This is a genomic window from Phytoplasma sp., from assembly GCF_035187685.1.
In the GTDB taxonomy this organism is placed as follows: Bacteria; Bacillota_I; Bacilli_A; order Acholeplasmatales; family Acholeplasmataceae; genus Phytoplasma.
The window spans coordinates 426,400-442,667 of the sequence record NZ_CP131022.1; the positions used below are offsets into that span (position 1 = coordinate 426,400).

A 16,268-nucleotide genomic window follows, 5' to 3' on the forward strand; every position below is an offset into this window, starting at 1 on the left:
TAAAATTTTGACTAATTATTTTGTATTATAATTTTTCTTTTTATATATCCACAATCAAAATTATCAATTAATAAAAGCATATTTGCTAAAAATTATTTTGTATATTAAATAATTAAAAAATGTTTCAATACAAATATAATATTTTCCGATTTATAGATTTTAACTATTAATTTCGGCCACATCAATTACTCTTAATTCTCTCAAAACAGTAATTTTAATAGAACCATTATAATGAATATTATCTTGAATTTTTTTCTTAATTTTTTTAGCTATAATAAAAACATGTAAATCGTCAACTTCTTCAGTATTTACAATAACTCTAAGTTCTCTTCCAGACCTAATTGCATAAGCTTTGTTTACTCCTTGAATACTATCAGCAATATTTTCTAATTGAGTTATCCTTTGAATATAATTATCAATCGATTCTCTTCTAGCTCCTGGACGTGTAGAACTGATTGTATCTGCGATCGAAACCAAAACAGCTATTAAAGTAGTGGGTTCTTGTTCTTCATGATGAGAAGCAATAGCGTCGATCACTTCTAAAGGTTCTTTATATTTAACAGCTAAATCTATTCCAATTTTAACATGGCTGCCTTCTATATGATGATCTAAAGCTTTACCAATATCATGTAAAAGTCCAGCTCTTCTAGCGATAACTTCGTTTTCGCCTATTTCAGCAGCTAAAATTCCAGATAAAAAAGATACTTCTAAAGAATGACTTAAAACATTTTGACCATAACTAGTTCTAAAGTGTAATTTACCTAATAATGATACCAATTCTTCTTCAATCATTCCTATTTTAGCTTCATAAACTGTTTCTTCACCTATTTCTTGAATAAAATCATCAATCTCTAAAGATATTTTAGCAAATATTTTTTCGATGCTTGCAGGTGTAATTCTTCCGTCAGCGATTAAACTTTCTAAAGTTCTCTTAGCTATTTCTCTTCTAATAGGATCAAAACAACTTAACATAACTATATTCGGGTTATCATCTATTATCAAGTCAACTCCTGTAACAAGTTCAAAAGATTTTATATTACGTCCTTCTTTACCAATAATTCTGCCTTTTAATTCATCTTGTTCTAAAAATACTATACTCACATTATGTTCGCTAACAACTTCTCTTGATAATTTTTGCATTGTAGAAACTAATAAATTTTTGGCTTTATTTTTTATTTTAAATTTATATTCTCTTTCTTGTTCCTTTTCATAAGCCATCATTTCTGTATAAGAATTTTCTTTTACTTGTTTAAAAATAATTTCTTGGGCTTCTTTTCGAGTTAAATTAGAAATTTTTTCTAATTTAACTTGTTGTTTCGTTATTATTTGTTCGATTTTATTTTTAAGTTCTTCTAAATATTTTTGATTAATTTTAATTTTTTGTTCTTTAGTATATAAAAATTCTTCTTTTTCATTTAAATATTTAAACCTTGAAACCAGCAAATCTTCTTTGTGAATGATTTTTTCTTCTAAATTAATAATTATTTTTCTTCTTTGGTTTAAATCGTCTTCAGCTTCTTTTTTTAATAAAGAGATTTTTTTTTCAGTATCTGAAATGATTTTTTCTGCAATAAATTGAGATTTTAATAATTTTCTTTCAATATTTTCATCTGTTTCTCGTATTTTTTTATTTATTTTTGTTTTAAACAACAAATAAATAAAAAAAACTAAAAAAACAAATAAAAAACATATAAATATTATATTAGTATTATTATTCATTTATATTTATGGTTTATAACAAACAATGCTTTCCTTTCTTTTATTATTTTTGATACAAATTAATGTTTTCCTTTATATAATTTTTTTATTTTCAAAATACAAATTCTATAATCTTTTGTATTTTAATTGATGTTTTAGTTCTTTTTAAAAACTTTTTTAAAAAGCGAATCTTAAACCAAAAGATTTTTTGGAAATTTTGATTCAATTATTTTTATGAAAATTAATTCTTTAATTGAAACATTATTTTATTTAAATATATAATTCTTTTAAACACAATGTACTGAGATTTTAAAAAATTATATATTTAAAATATATTATATTATATTTTTATATATTATTTGAATTAATATTTAAATTTATTTACAAAAAAACCGAAATATCATTAATAAAAAGAAAAAACTAAAAATTTATAAATAAAATTTTTAGTTTCGTAAAATTATTTTTTAGATATTTTAAAAAATACTTCGTTATCCAAATTAATATTTATTTTTTTTAAAATAAATTCTTTTTAAAGAATAAATCGAAAAACTTATTTATTCAATGACATTCTAAATTTAAAAAATCTTTTATTACTTAATTTTGCGAAACAACGGAGCTTTTGGCAAAATTTTGATTTTAGAAAAACTATTCATCACTTTATCTACCCCCTTTTTCAAAATTTTGTCTCCTGATTTATACAATGCACCAGAAACTGCACCAGAAACTTTCTTAAAAGCATTGGATTCTGAAATTTTTTTCAATAAATTTTGAGAATTTTGATCATCTGTTGCAACATCTTCTTCATGCGAATAGAAAATATCATTATTTTTTATTTTTATAAATTTAAAATTCTATAAAAATATTTTTTTGATAAAAACCCTCGCCCAAACCGCACGGGCATATTCCTATGCATACGGCTTTCCAAGTTCATTTATAAAAATTTTAGTAATTTTTATTAAACTAGAAAAAAATAAATTTTTTTCTCTCTGCTTTCCTTCCCCTTGTGATAGTTATTAACTTCTCCTAGGCAAAATATATAAATATTTTACGAGTACTATGAAAGCTCTGCAAGCATACAAAATTATATCAATTATTAAATAATTTAATTTTGTTTAGCTCTTCCAAGGTAGCTATTTAATTTGGGTAAATATTAAATTTTGCAAGGATACTTTTTATAAAATAATTTTTTTGTTAGACAAATAATTTTTTTATAAAATTAAGTAATTTTAAAAATTAAGGATAATTTGATTATTCGATAAAGATAATAATCAAAGACTTAATTGAATAAATTTGTTTAAAATAAAATTATTTTATCCAAAAACAAATTTAATATTATATAAAATATTTTCGATTATTTTATTATATCTTCAATTCATCAGAACTTCATGCTTTTTTTAATTTCATTTCGCAATCTTTAATACATTTGAATGCTTTTTGGATATGCTATTTTCCCTTATCGAATTTTCATTCTCAGGTTAATCCAATAATGTGATATATTATCCCTCAATATCAAAGGAACCCTTAAAAAATATCCTCTAGATTAAACGCTCGAACTTGCGCACTTTATCAATAATAGACGTTGGTGTTTCTTGTTCTTCCACATCAGTATCTGCAATTTCAGAATTAATTTCAGAATTAATTTCAGAATTAATTTCTGGATTTATTTCTAAATTACTGTCTGAATCATTTGTATCTGATGTTTCTGTACTTGGTATTAAGAAAAAGATCAAAAAAACAAAAATAGATATTAAAAAAATACAACCAAAAACAAAAATAACAATGCTTTTTGTATAATTAAATATCATTTTCATTTTTTATAAACATCTTTCTTTTTGAAGAATAAAAACCATTTATTGATTTATTCATTATATATTTATTCAATTAATTATTTATATATTTTATTTTTATCAAAAGTAAAAATCCTAACAAATATAAACTAAAAATAAATTTTAAACATTATATTTATTTACATATTATATAATTTTTTTGAATATTTATATTTTATTAAATATATAAATATCAAAATTATTATACAATATTATTGTATACAAAACATAAATAAAATAAAGATAATGCTTATTATCATACCCAAATTATATAAAAATTTATTTTTCAAAAAATAAAGACCAAATTGTTATTTACTATAAAATAAACAATTTGGCTTTTTATTTAATATAATCCTGATAATATTTTATTTGAATATTTAATTATTCAATTATTTTAACAACCGTTCCAGCTCCAATAGTTCTGCCGCCTTCGCGTACAGAAAAACTTGTACCTTCTTCTATTGCAACTGGATGAATTAAAGTAACAATAAGTTCAACTAAATCACCTGGATTTACTATTTTCATATCATCTTTTAATTGAATTACACCAGTAATATCTGCGGTTCTTACATAAAATTGTGGACGATAATTATCTCTAAAAAAAGTAGTTCTTCCGCCTTCTTTAGCTGTAAGAATATAAATTTTAGCTATAAATTTAGAATGAGGTTTCACAGAGCCAGGTTTTACTATAACTTGACCACGTTGAATATCTTTATAATTGATACCACGTAATAAAATACCAATGTTATCTCCAGCATAAGCTCCTTCTTTATCTAAATTTTTATGAAACATTTGTAAACCAGTTACTATGGATTTTTGTGTTTCTTTAATTCCTACAATTTCTACTTCTTCAGAAAGTTTAATTTGTCCTCTTTCTACACGACCTGTTGCAACAGTACCTCTTCCTTTGACATTAATAACACCTTCTATAGGCATTAAAAAAGGTTTATCTAAATCACGTATAGGATCTTCAACATATGTATCTAAAGCATTAAGTAACGCTTCTATACTTTTAACATATTTTTCTTCGCCTTCAATAGCTTTTAAAGCTGAGCCTCTAATGATAGGCATGTTATCAGCGTCAAAACCATTAGAAGATAAAATATCTCTGATTTCTAATTCTATTAATTCAAAAATTTCTTCATCATCAACCATATCACATTTATTTAAAAAAACTAATAATTTAGGAACTCCTACCTGTTTAGCAAGTAAAATATGTTCTTTTGTTTGAGGCATAACACCATCTACAGCAGAAACTACTAAAATACCAGCATCCATTTGAGCAGCTCCAGTAATCATATTTTTAATATAATCTGCATGTCCAGGACAATCTACATGAGCATAATGTCTTTTAGATGTTTGATACTCTACATGAGAAGTACTAATTGTAATACCACGTTCTTTTTCTTCAGGTGCTTTATCTATTTGATCGTAATTTTGTTTTTTTGCTAAACCTTGAGTAGATAAATAAGAAGTTATTGCGGCAGTTAAAGTAGTTTTACCATGATCTACATGACCAATAGTTCCTACATTTACATGAACTTTATCTCTTGAAAATATTTCAGCCATTTTAAAAGGCCTCCTTTTTGATTTTTTATTTTTTTTTAAAATTTTAAATATCAAGTACGTTCTTTAATAATATTTTCGGCAATATTATTCGGCGTCTTTGCATATCTATCAAATTGCATAACAAAACTAGCTCTGCCTTGTGTATTAGAACGTAAACTAGTAACATATCCAAACATTTCAGATAAAGGGACTAACGATTTAATGACAACTGTATTTCCACGGTTTTCTTGATTTTCTAATTTTCCTCTTCTAGATGTTAAATCACTAATTACATTTCCTACATAATCATTCGGTGTTACAACTTCTACATTCATAATAGGTTCTAAAATAATCAAACCACCGTTACGTTTTGTATCTTTTAAAGCTATGGAAGCAGCAATTTTGAAAGCAATCTCTGATGAATCTACATCATGATAAGAACCATCAAACAAAATAGCTTTTACATCTATAAAAGGAAAACCAGCAATAATACCATTGGCTAAAGATTCTTCCAAACCTTTTTTTATAGCTGGTATATATTCACGTGGAATAGTACCACCAACAATTTTATTTACAAATTCAAATCCTTTTCCTTCGTTAGGTTCAAAACGGATACAAACATGACCATATTGACCTCTTCCTCCAGATTGACGTATAAATTTGCCTTCTGTTTCTGCAACTTGAGTCAAAGTTTCTCTATAAGCAACTTGTGGTTGAGCAACATTAGCTTGAATCTTGAATTCTCTTCTTAAACGATCCATAATAATATCAAGATGCAATTCTCCCATTCCTGCGATAATTGTTTGTCCTGTTTCGTGATTGATAGAAACTTTAAAGGTCGGATCTTCTTCAGCTAATTTACTTAAAGCAATAGCGATTTTATCTTGATCGTTTTTAGTTTTTGGTTCAACTGCGATTTCTATAACTGGCTCTGGAAAATTCATAGATTCTAAAATGATATAATCGTTTTCCGAAGCTAAAGTATTTCCAGTAGTAGTATTTTTTAACCCTATAACAGCAACAATATCACAAGCATTAGCTTCTTGTATTTCTTCTCTTTTGTTTGCATGCATTTGTAATAAACGTCCTATACGTTCTTTAACGTTCTTAGAAACATTTTTAACATAAGTGCTTGTTTTTAAAACACCTGAATAAATTCTTAAAAAAGTTAAGCGTCCTACAAAAGGATCAGTCATAATTTTAAAAGCCAAAGCTGTAAAAGGTTCATCATCAAAAGGTTTACGAATTATTTCTTTTCCGTTAATATCTAAACCTATAATAGAAGGAACTTCGATAGGAGATGGAAGAAAATCTATCATAGCATCTAAAATTTTCAAAACCCCTTTATTTTTAAAAGCAGAACCACATAAAACAGGAAAAAAATCAACAGTCAAAGTAGCTTTTCTAATAACTTTTTTTAAAAATTCAGCATTAATTTCTCTATTTTGAAAAAATAATTCCATTAGTTCATCATCGAAATCAGATAATACTTCGATTAATTCTTGTCTTTTAAGATTAGCTATTTCTAATAAATCTCGAGGAATATCTATAACTTTACCACTTTCGTTAAAAGAATTATTATCATATTGAAAAGCAGTCATTTCTAACAAATCAATAATACCAATAAAATTACTTTCTTTGCCGATAGGCCATTGAATAGCAGCCACTTTAACACATAATCTTTGTTTTAAAGTATTAATAGAATATTCAAAATCTGCACCTATTTTATCCATTTTATTGACAAAAACAATCCTTGGCACTTTATATTCTGTTGCTTGGCGCCAAACTGTTTCTGTCTGAGGTTCTACACCTGCTTGAGCATCGATAACAACTACTGCACCATCTAAAACTCTTAAAGAACGGGAAACTTCAACTGTAAAATCTACATGGCCAGGAGTATCAATTATTTGAATTTTATGATTTTTCCAAAAAATAGTTGTAGCCGCAGAGGTAATTGTGATTCCTCTTTCTTGCTCCTGCTCCATCCAATCCATTTGTGAAGCTCCTTCATGAGTTTCACCTATTTTATGTATTTTACCACTATGAAATAAAATTCTTTCTGTAGTAGTTGTTTTTCCTGCATCAATATGTGCCATAATACCAATATTACGAATTTTATCAATTTTAAATTGGCGAGCCATAAATATTACTCCTTAATAATTTGCAAAAATTTTACCAGCGATAATGAGCAAAAGCTTTATTAGCTTCGGCCATACGATGTGTATCTTCTCTTTTTTTAACGGTTATACCTGTTTTATTTGCGGCATCAATAATTTCTTTCGCTAATTTTTCTTTCATAGTTTTTTCGCTTCTTTTTTGAGCATATTGAATTAACCATCTCATGCCTAAAGACTGGCGTCTTTCTGGACGAACTTCAGAAGGAACTTGATAATTTTGACTTCCTATAGCACGTGTACGAACCTCTAAAATGGGCATAACATTATTTAAAGCTTCATTAAAAACTTCTATAGGTTCTTTTTTTGTTATCTCTTTAACTATCTCTAAAGCGCCGTATAAAATAGTCTTAGCGACTTCTTTTTTACCATCTTGCATAATAGTATTTATAATTTTAGTTATTAATTTAGAATTATAAATAGGATCTGGTAATATATTTTTTTTATAAACACGTTTTTTACGAGACATTTTTAAAAATCTACTTTCTTAAAAATTTTACAATTTTATATTTTTATTTTTTACTAACAGTTCTTTTGGTACCGTATTTAGAACGCCCTTGTTTTCTATTATTTACCCCGGTAGCATCTAAAGTACCTCTGACTATATGATAACGTACACCAGGTAAATCTTTAACTCTTCCACCACGAATTAAAACTACACTATGTTCTTGTAAAGAATGATCTATACCAGGAATATAAGCAGTAACCTCTGTTTTATTACTTAATCTAACTCTAGCAAATTTTCTCAAAGCTGAATTAGGTTTTTTAGGGGTCATAGTCGAAACTTTAATACAAACTCCAGATTTTTGAGGAGAATCATATTTTTTAATTCTTTTTTTTAAATTATTAAAACTATATCTTAAAGCTGGTGATTTACTTTTATAAACTTTATCAACTCTATTTTTTTTGATCAATTGAGGAAGAGTCGGCATTTTAATATAAACTCCTTTTAATATTATTTATTTATTAAACTAATTTTAATAACTATTTTGCTTATATAATATATAAATTATAAAATAAATTATAATCGCTTTTCATACATATAATTATAACTTTTTTTATAATAAAAAACAATCAAATTAAATATTTTAAAACATGTTAAATACAAAAAATATTATTCTAAATTCTTTGTTTTATTGTTATAAGGATATTTAAACATTGCAGATTCTAAAATACCTGTACCAGCAGGAATTAAACCGCCTACAATAACGTTTTCTTTTAAACCATATAAATAATCTGATTGACCTTTAATAGCGGCATCAATTAAAATTTTAGTAGTTTCTTGGAAAGAAGCGGCAGATAAAAAAGAATCACTTTTTAAAGAAGCCCTTGTGATTCCTAATAAAACAGGATATCCTACAGCTAATGTTTTATTTTGTTTTATCATTTCTAAGTTAACTTTTTTAAACTTTTTCATAGAAACTTCTGTTCCTGGCAAAAAAACAGTATCTCCTTCGTAAACAATTAAAATTTGTTTAAACATTTGATGTATAATTATTTCTACGTGTTTATCGTTAATAGTAACACTTTGAGATTGATATACCTTTTGAACTTCTTCTAAGATATACTTTTGTGTTTCTTCTACGCTAGAAACTCTTAATAATTCTCTCAAATCAATAGAACCTGTTGTTAATTTTTGACCACTACGAACACGCATATTTTGTTTTATTAGAATTTCTGAATTAGAATAAACATCATAAATGCATTTTATATTTTGATCGTAATCAGGAGTAATAATGATTTGAGGAGAATTATAATTTATATTTTTTATTTCTTTTACAACGCCATCATATTCACTAATAATAGCTTTTCCTTTAGGAGTTCTAGCTTCAAATAATTCTTGAATTCTTGGCAAACCTTGAGTAATATCAGAAACCGCTAAAACTCCACCTGTATGAAAAGTTCTCATAGTCAACTGTGTACCTGGTTCACCGATAGACTGAGCAGCTATTACTCCAACAGCTTCGCCTATTTCAACATTTTTATTATTAGCTAAATTCAACCCATAACATTTAGCACAAATACCATGTTCTGCATCACAAGTTAAAACACTTCTAATTTTAACTTCTTCTATTCCTAAAGAAATAATTTGTTTGATAACATCTTTATCAATCATTTCGTTCTTTTTAATTAATATTTGATTTGTTTTAGGATCTAAAACATCCTCAGCAGAAAAACGACTAAAAATTCTTTGTCCTAACGAAATAATTTCTTTATCATCTCTTTGAATCGATTTAACATAAATTCCTTTATCACTAAAACAATCTTCCGTAGTAATAATATTATCTTGCGCTACATCAACTAATCTTCTAGTTAAATAACCTGATTCTGCGGTTTTTAAAGCTGTATCGGTAGACACCTTACGTGCTCCGTGAGTAGAAATAAAGAATTCTGAAACCGTCAAACCTTCTTTAAAAGAAGTTTTTACAGGAATTTCCAAAACCCCTCCTTTAGGACTGTTCATTAATCCTCTCATTCCTGATAATTGAGAAAAATTAGAAGTATTTCCGCGCGCACCACTATCACTTATCATAAACAAATTATTATCTTTAACAAATTCTTTAATCAAACCTTCTTGAATTTGATCACGAACAGTTTTCCATTCTTGAATAACTAAATTTTTCTTCTCTGTAATTGTTAAAAACCCATTATCATAAAATTGTTCTATTTCTATTATTTTATTTTCAACTTTATCTAATAATTCTTCTTTTTTAGAATAAACATTAATATCACTATGAGAAATAGTTATTCCAGAAATAGTAGAATATTTAAATCCTAAATCTTTAATATTATCTAACATTTTAGATGTTTCGGTGATATTACTTTTCTTAAAAACACGATCTATAATCATAGATATAAATCTTTTTTTGAAAGGTTCGATATATAAGGATTCAGATAACATTTTACGAGGGTCAACGCCTTTAGGCATAAAATAACAATCTGGCGTTCTAACTTCTAAATTAAACAGAGTTGGCTCTTGAATATAAGGAAAATCAAAAGGTAATATATTATTAAAAATTAATTTACCTAAAGTCGTCATTAAATACTTTTCTTTTTGTTCTTTAGTAAAAAAAGAATTAACATTCTTTGTTTGAATTAAAATTTTGGTATGAAGATGAATTTCTTTATTATAAAAAGCTAATTCTGCTTCTGTTAAATCAGAAAATATTTTACCTTCATTACGATGTTTATATTTATGATGCTGAATTTTAGATTTATCATTGATTCCTTCTATAATACTGTCTTTTTTTTCTTCAATAGTTAAATAATAATTTCCTAAAACCATATCTTGAGAAGGAGATAAAACTGGATTACCATTTTTAGGATCTAAAATATTATTAGACACCATCATCAACAAACGAGCTTCAGCTTGCGCTTCTAAAGAAAGAGGTACATAAACAGCCATTTGATCGCCATCAAAATCAGCATTAAATGCTGGAGTTACTAAAGGATGTAATTTAATTGCTTTTCCATCAATCAGTTTAGGTTCGAAAGCTTGAATCCCTAAACGATGTAAAGTAGGGGCTCTATTCAACAAAATAGGATGTTCTTTAACTACTTCTTCTAAAACTTCAAAAACATAATCATTCATCTTTTCGTATAAAGCTGCGGCGCTTCTTCTATCGACGCCTTTTACTTCTTGTAATTTATTTAAAATAAAAGGTTTGAATAAAATAACAGCCATAATTCTTGGCAGTCCACATTGATGAATTTTTAATTCAGGACCAACAATAATAACTGATCTACCAGAATAATCAACTCTTTTGCCTAAAATATTTTGTCTGAAACGTCCTTTTTTTCCTCTTAAAACTTCTGATAAAGATTTTAAGGTTTTATTTTTTTCCATATTGGAAACATTTTTTTTGTTTACTTTAACATTATCAAATAAAACATCCACAGCTTCTTGCAACATTCTTTTTTCGTTTTTAATAATTAATCTAGGAGCTTTTTGTTTAATTTGTTTTTTTAAACGATTATTACGATTTAAAATTCTTCTGTATAAATCATTTATATCAGTAGTTGCGAAACGTCCACCATCTAAAGGAACAATAGGTCTTAGATCAGCCGGAAGAATAGGAAGAACATCCAAAACCATCCATTCAGGTTTATTATCTGATTGATTAAAAGATATAAGGATTTCTAATCTCTTAATAATATTATCTCTTTTTTGTTTCGAAATACTTTTCAAAATTTTCTTTAATTCTGATATTGTTTCGTCTAAATCTAATTTTTCTAACATTTTTTTAATAGCTGCCGCGCCTGTTAAAGCTACAAAATTGCTGCTATTTTCTAAATAATTACCATATTGCATTTCTGATATAATCTGATCTTTTTCTAAATTTGTATCCCCAGGCGACATAACAATATAAGAAGCGTAATAAACTATTTCTAATAATTCTTTGGCTTTAATCCCTAAAAGGATAGCTAATCTACTAGGAGAGCTATTTAAATACCAAGTATGAACTACAGGAGAAGCTAATTCAATATGCGCCATTCTTTCACGACGCACTTTTTGTTCTGTTATTTCAACTCCACATTTAAGACAAAATTTAGATGATTTAGATACTTTTTTTTTTAAACAAGCACATTGTAAATCTTTAGAAGGACCAAAAATTTTTGGACAAAAAAGTCCACCTATTTCTGGTTTAGCAGTGCGATAATTAATAGTTTCATAATTAACAATTTCACCATAAGACCATTGTCGAATTTCTTCAGGCGAAGCTAAACGGATTTTAAAATATTCATATTCACGACTTCCATATTTTTTTTCAAAACCATTTTTTTTATGAAATGTTTCAGTTGATTCATTCTTTATTTCTAAATTTATTTCTTTTTTAAAATCGGATTCTCTTCGGAAATCACATTTATATAAAATAAATAACTCTTCAATATTAGCTAAATAAGAAAGTTTTTCATTTTTAAACAAATGGCGTAAAAATTTATGATCAACCTCAAAAAGTTCGCGACAATTATTAATATTATTATTACGCAAAATTAAAATAACATTATCTATTAAATTTAAATTTTCTAAATTTTCAGGCAAATAATTTTGTTTTAAAATAGGAGTGATTTCTTCAAAACATTTTTTGTCTAATAAATTCATTAAATCATTCAAAGTATAGGAATTAAAATCTTTTAAAAAATTAATTCCAATTGATTTTAATGATTGTATATTTACTTCAGACAAATTAAATTCTTCAATTTTAACTTTTAATTCCATAATTAATTAATGGTGTTTACTCCTTATTATTATTAACTAAAGATTGATGAACTTTATTCTCTTTAGTACCAGCTTCGATAAGCTCTACATGTAAACCTAAAGATTGTAATTCTTTCGAAAACACCCTAAAACTTTCAGGAATAGAAGGTTTTGGCAAAGGTAATCCATTAACTATAGCATTATAAGTTTTATTACGCCCTATTATATCATCGCTTTTAACAGTTAAAAACTCTTGTAAAGTATGAGCAGCTCCATAACCATATAAACTCCATACTTCCATTTCGCCAATTCTTTGGCCCCCAGGACCACTACTTCCTTGACCACGAGTAGCTTGATTTGTTATTAAAGTATAAGGACCTACATTTCTAGCATGCAGCTTATCATCTACCATATGAGATAATTTAATCATATATAGTATACCAACAGAAATAGGCTTATCGTAAGGTTCTCCTGTTCTACCATCGTATAAAGTCATTTTGCCATCTAAAGACAAATTAGCTTCTCCCATAATATCTTTTAAATCTTGGTTATCAACACCATCAAAAACTGGAGTAGCAACTTTAATACCTAATTTTTTGGCAGCTAATCCTAAATGCATTTCCAAAATTTGTCCAATATTCATCCTACTAGGTACACCTAAGGGATTTAACATGATATCAATAGTTGTTCCGTCTTCCATATAAGGCAAATCTTCTTTAGATAAAATACGAGAAATTACACCTTTATTACCGTGTCTACCTGCTATTTTATCACCTGCTTTAATTTTTCGTTTTTTAGCGATATAAATTCTAACACTTTGATTAATTCCTGGTGTAGATAAAACATCTCCATTAGCAACAGATAAATATTCTACACTTTGTACAACACCCGCTTCGCCAAAAGGAACTCTTAAAGAAGCATCTTTATAATCGCGTGCTTTTTCTCCAATAATAGTATGAATTAATTTTTCATAAGGCAAAGGTTCGAACACGCCTTGAGGAATAATTTTACCTACTAAAATATCACCTTCTTTAACATGAGAACCAGGAATAATAATGCCTCTATCGTCTAAATTTTTAATAGCGTCAACACTTACATTAGGTACTTCACGAGTAATTTCTTCTTTTCCAGCTCCTTTTTTTAATTCTCTTGCAAAAATTTCATATTTAGTAATATGAATAGATGTATAAACATCATATTTAACTAAATCTTCAGACATAATAATAGCATCTTCATAGTTATAACCGTCCCAAGTCATAAAAGCTACAGTTACGTTTTTTCCTAAAGCTAATTCGCCTTTATCAGTAGCAGGACCATCAGCTATAATATCGCCTTTTTTAACATGTTCATTTTTTTTAACAAGGGGTTTATGTAATATCAAAGTATTTTGATTAGATTTAGCAAATTTAGTTAATTTATGAGTTTTTTCTTGTTGATCTTTATCGCTTTTAATAATAATTTTTTGAGAATCAACATAAGAAACAATACCGTCTTCTTCAGATAAAACTAAACAACCTGAATCTTTAACTACTCTATGTTCTATACCTGTCCCTACAATAGGCGATTCTGTAATAAGCAAAGGTAAAGCTTGACGTTGCATATTTGTTCCCATTAAAGCTCTGGAAGCATCATTATGTTCCAAAAAAGGAATAGTAGAAGTAGCCACTGAAACTATTTGTTTCGGCGAAACATCTATATAATTTAATTTTTCAATATCATAAAGTCCAGTTTCACCATTTTTTCGAGCAATAACTTTATTTTTGCTAAAAGTATTATCTTCATTCAAAATAGAATCCGCCGAAGCAATTACTTGATCTTCTTCTCGAATAGCCGTTAAATATTCAAATTTTTCAGATACTTTATATAAACCATTAACATTAGAAACTTTAAAAAAAGGTGTTTGAATAAAACCATATTTATCTACTTGAGCATAAGTAGACAAAGAAGATATTAAACCAATAGAAGGTCCTTCTGGTGTTTCGATGGGGCATAGTCTCCCATAATAAGAATTATGTACATCTCTTACTTCAACTCCAGCACGATCACGATCAATACCTCCGGTTCCTAAAGCAGAAATTCTTCTTTTTTGAGTTAATTCAGCCAATGGATTAATTTGATCCATGAAATGAGATAAACGAGAACTACCAAAAAAACTTTTAATAACCATTGTTAAAGAAGAAAAATTAACTAAACTACTAGTACTAATTGTATCAAATTTACTAATAGACATTCTATCTTTGATATTTTTTTCAGATCTAGTTAATCCAATACGAAATTGATTTTTTAATAATTCTCCTACTAATCTTAATCTTCTATTTCCTAAATAATCGATATCATCTTTTTGTCCTATACCGTCATATAAATTAAGATAATAACTAATACTAGCTATGATGTCGGATAAAAAAATATTTTTCCCTTTTTCCTCTTGATCATTACCAATAACTTTAATAAAATGTTTATTGTTATGATCATCTAAAACATAAACAACTAGAACTTCATTTAAAATATTTTTATTAATATTTTCATCTTTAGAACCACTTAAATTATTGTTGTCTAAAAAAAAATCTATAATATGTTCTTCTAAATTGTCTCTATTTTCTTCTAACATTTCTATAATTTCATTATTTAATAAAGTATCTGACTCTACTAAAATTTCTCCAGTTAAAATGTTACAAATATTTTCTTTTATATATAAAAGACTATCTGAATCGTTTTTAGAATAAGTTAAAACGTTATCGTCATTACTACTGATTTCACTTTCCAAATTAATTTTTGACTTAATTAATTCTTTTGTAAAATGTTGTCTTTTATTTTTTAATTCTTCGATAACATCTTTTGTTAATAAAGTATCTTTGGAAAATAAAATTTCATCTGTATTAATATCTTTTAAATCATAAGCTAAATAAGTCTTTTCAACTCTATTTAAAATATCTAATGTTTTATTTAATTTATATCTACCAACGGATGATAAATCATATTTTTTACGATCAAATAATCTTTTACTAATGAATTCACGCGCAGATTTGACAGAAACTTTTTCACCTTGATTTAATTTAGAATAAAGTTCTACAGTAGCTTCATCAATACTTGATTCACCATCTTTATTAAAACTTAGTTCTAAAAATTTATTTTGTCCAAAAACAGATTCGATTTCTTCTCTAGTATCAAATCCTAAAACATGAATAAATTTAGTTAAAGGTATTTTTTTAGAACGATCTAATTTAGCATATAAAATATCTTTATTGCTTTGTTCATATTCGATCCAAGCCCCTCTTGTAGGAATAATTTGCGCTTCATAACGAACTTGATTAAATTTGGCATCTAACTTCTCAGTAAAATAAGTTCCAGAAGAACGTATAATTTGAGATATAATTACTCTTTCTGTTCCATTAATTATAAAAGTACCTGAAGGGGTCATCAAAGGTAAATCAGTCATTAAAACACGGCTATTTTTGATTTCTCCAGTAGAAACGTTTTCTAATCTTACATTAACAAATAATTCTGAACAATAACTAAAATCTCTTTTTTTTGCTTCTTTAATGTCTAATTTAGGTTCTTTTAAGTAAAAATCATCAAAATATAATTTTAAATTACCATTATAACTTTGTATAGGAGAAATATCATTCAAAGACTCTTGAATTCCTTTTTTCAAAAATAACTCAAAAGAATCCATTTGAGTTTTTATTAAATTAGGCAAATCAAAATCATAATTCATTTTTGAATAATTACGACGTTCTGATTTAGTACCATATTTGATATTACGATATCTTTTCATTTTTTAAAAACTCCACACCATATAATAAATTATTAATTTTAAAAATT

General features: G+C 26.5%; 9 protein-coding genes. All 9 read right to left on the minus strand.

The features are described from left to right. Positions 1-159 precede the first annotated feature (159 nt). Positions 160-1,719: a ribonuclease Y gene (gene rny, locus Q2306_RS01905; RefSeq protein WP_323847617.1), complete on the minus strand. Its 1,560-nt coding sequence runs from the start codon at positions 1,717-1,719 to the stop codon at positions 160-162. A gap of 569 nt (positions 1,720-2,288) precedes the next feature. Next, positions 2,289-2,459: a hypothetical protein gene (locus Q2306_RS01910; protein ID WP_323847618.1), complete on the minus strand. Its 171-nt coding sequence runs from the start codon at positions 2,457-2,459 to the stop codon at positions 2,289-2,291. 774 nt (positions 2,460-3,233) lie between these two features. Beyond that, positions 3,234-3,509: a hypothetical protein gene (locus Q2306_RS01915; RefSeq protein WP_323847619.1), complete on the minus strand. Its 276-nt coding sequence runs from the start codon at positions 3,507-3,509 to the stop codon at positions 3,234-3,236. A 396-nt stretch (positions 3,510-3,905) separates the two neighbouring features. Continuing rightward, positions 3,906-5,093 (minus strand): elongation factor Tu, encoded by a 1,188-nt coding sequence (tuf, locus tag Q2306_RS01920; RefSeq protein WP_323847620.1) that lies wholly within the window; start codon positions 5,091-5,093, stop codon positions 3,906-3,908. Positions 5,094-5,143: 50 nt separating this feature from the next. After that, positions 5,144-7,213 (minus strand): elongation factor G, encoded by a 2,070-nt coding sequence (gene fusA, locus Q2306_RS01925; RefSeq protein WP_323847621.1) that lies wholly within the window; start codon positions 7,211-7,213, stop codon positions 5,144-5,146. A 31-nt stretch (positions 7,214-7,244) separates the two neighbouring features. Beyond that, complete coding sequence (rpsG, locus tag Q2306_RS01930) at positions 7,245-7,715, minus strand: 30S ribosomal protein S7 (protein ID WP_323847622.1); 471 nt, start codon at positions 7,713-7,715, stop codon at positions 7,245-7,247. 43 nt (positions 7,716-7,758) lie between these two features. Continuing rightward, complete coding sequence (rpsL, locus tag Q2306_RS01935) at positions 7,759-8,178, minus strand: 30S ribosomal protein S12 (protein ID WP_323847623.1); 420 nt, start codon at positions 8,176-8,178, stop codon at positions 7,759-7,761. 182 nt (positions 8,179-8,360) lie between these two features. After that, on the minus strand, positions 8,361-12,467 hold the full coding sequence (rpoC, locus tag Q2306_RS01940; RefSeq protein ID WP_323847624.1) for a DNA-directed RNA polymerase subunit beta': 4,107 nt from the start codon (positions 12,465-12,467) through the stop codon (positions 8,361-8,363). 16 nt (positions 12,468-12,483) lie between these two features. Next, positions 12,484-16,221 (minus strand): DNA-directed RNA polymerase subunit beta, encoded by a 3,738-nt coding sequence (locus tag Q2306_RS01945; protein WP_323847625.1) that lies wholly within the window; start codon positions 16,219-16,221, stop codon positions 12,484-12,486. Between the last annotated feature and the right edge of the window lie 47 nt (positions 16,222-16,268).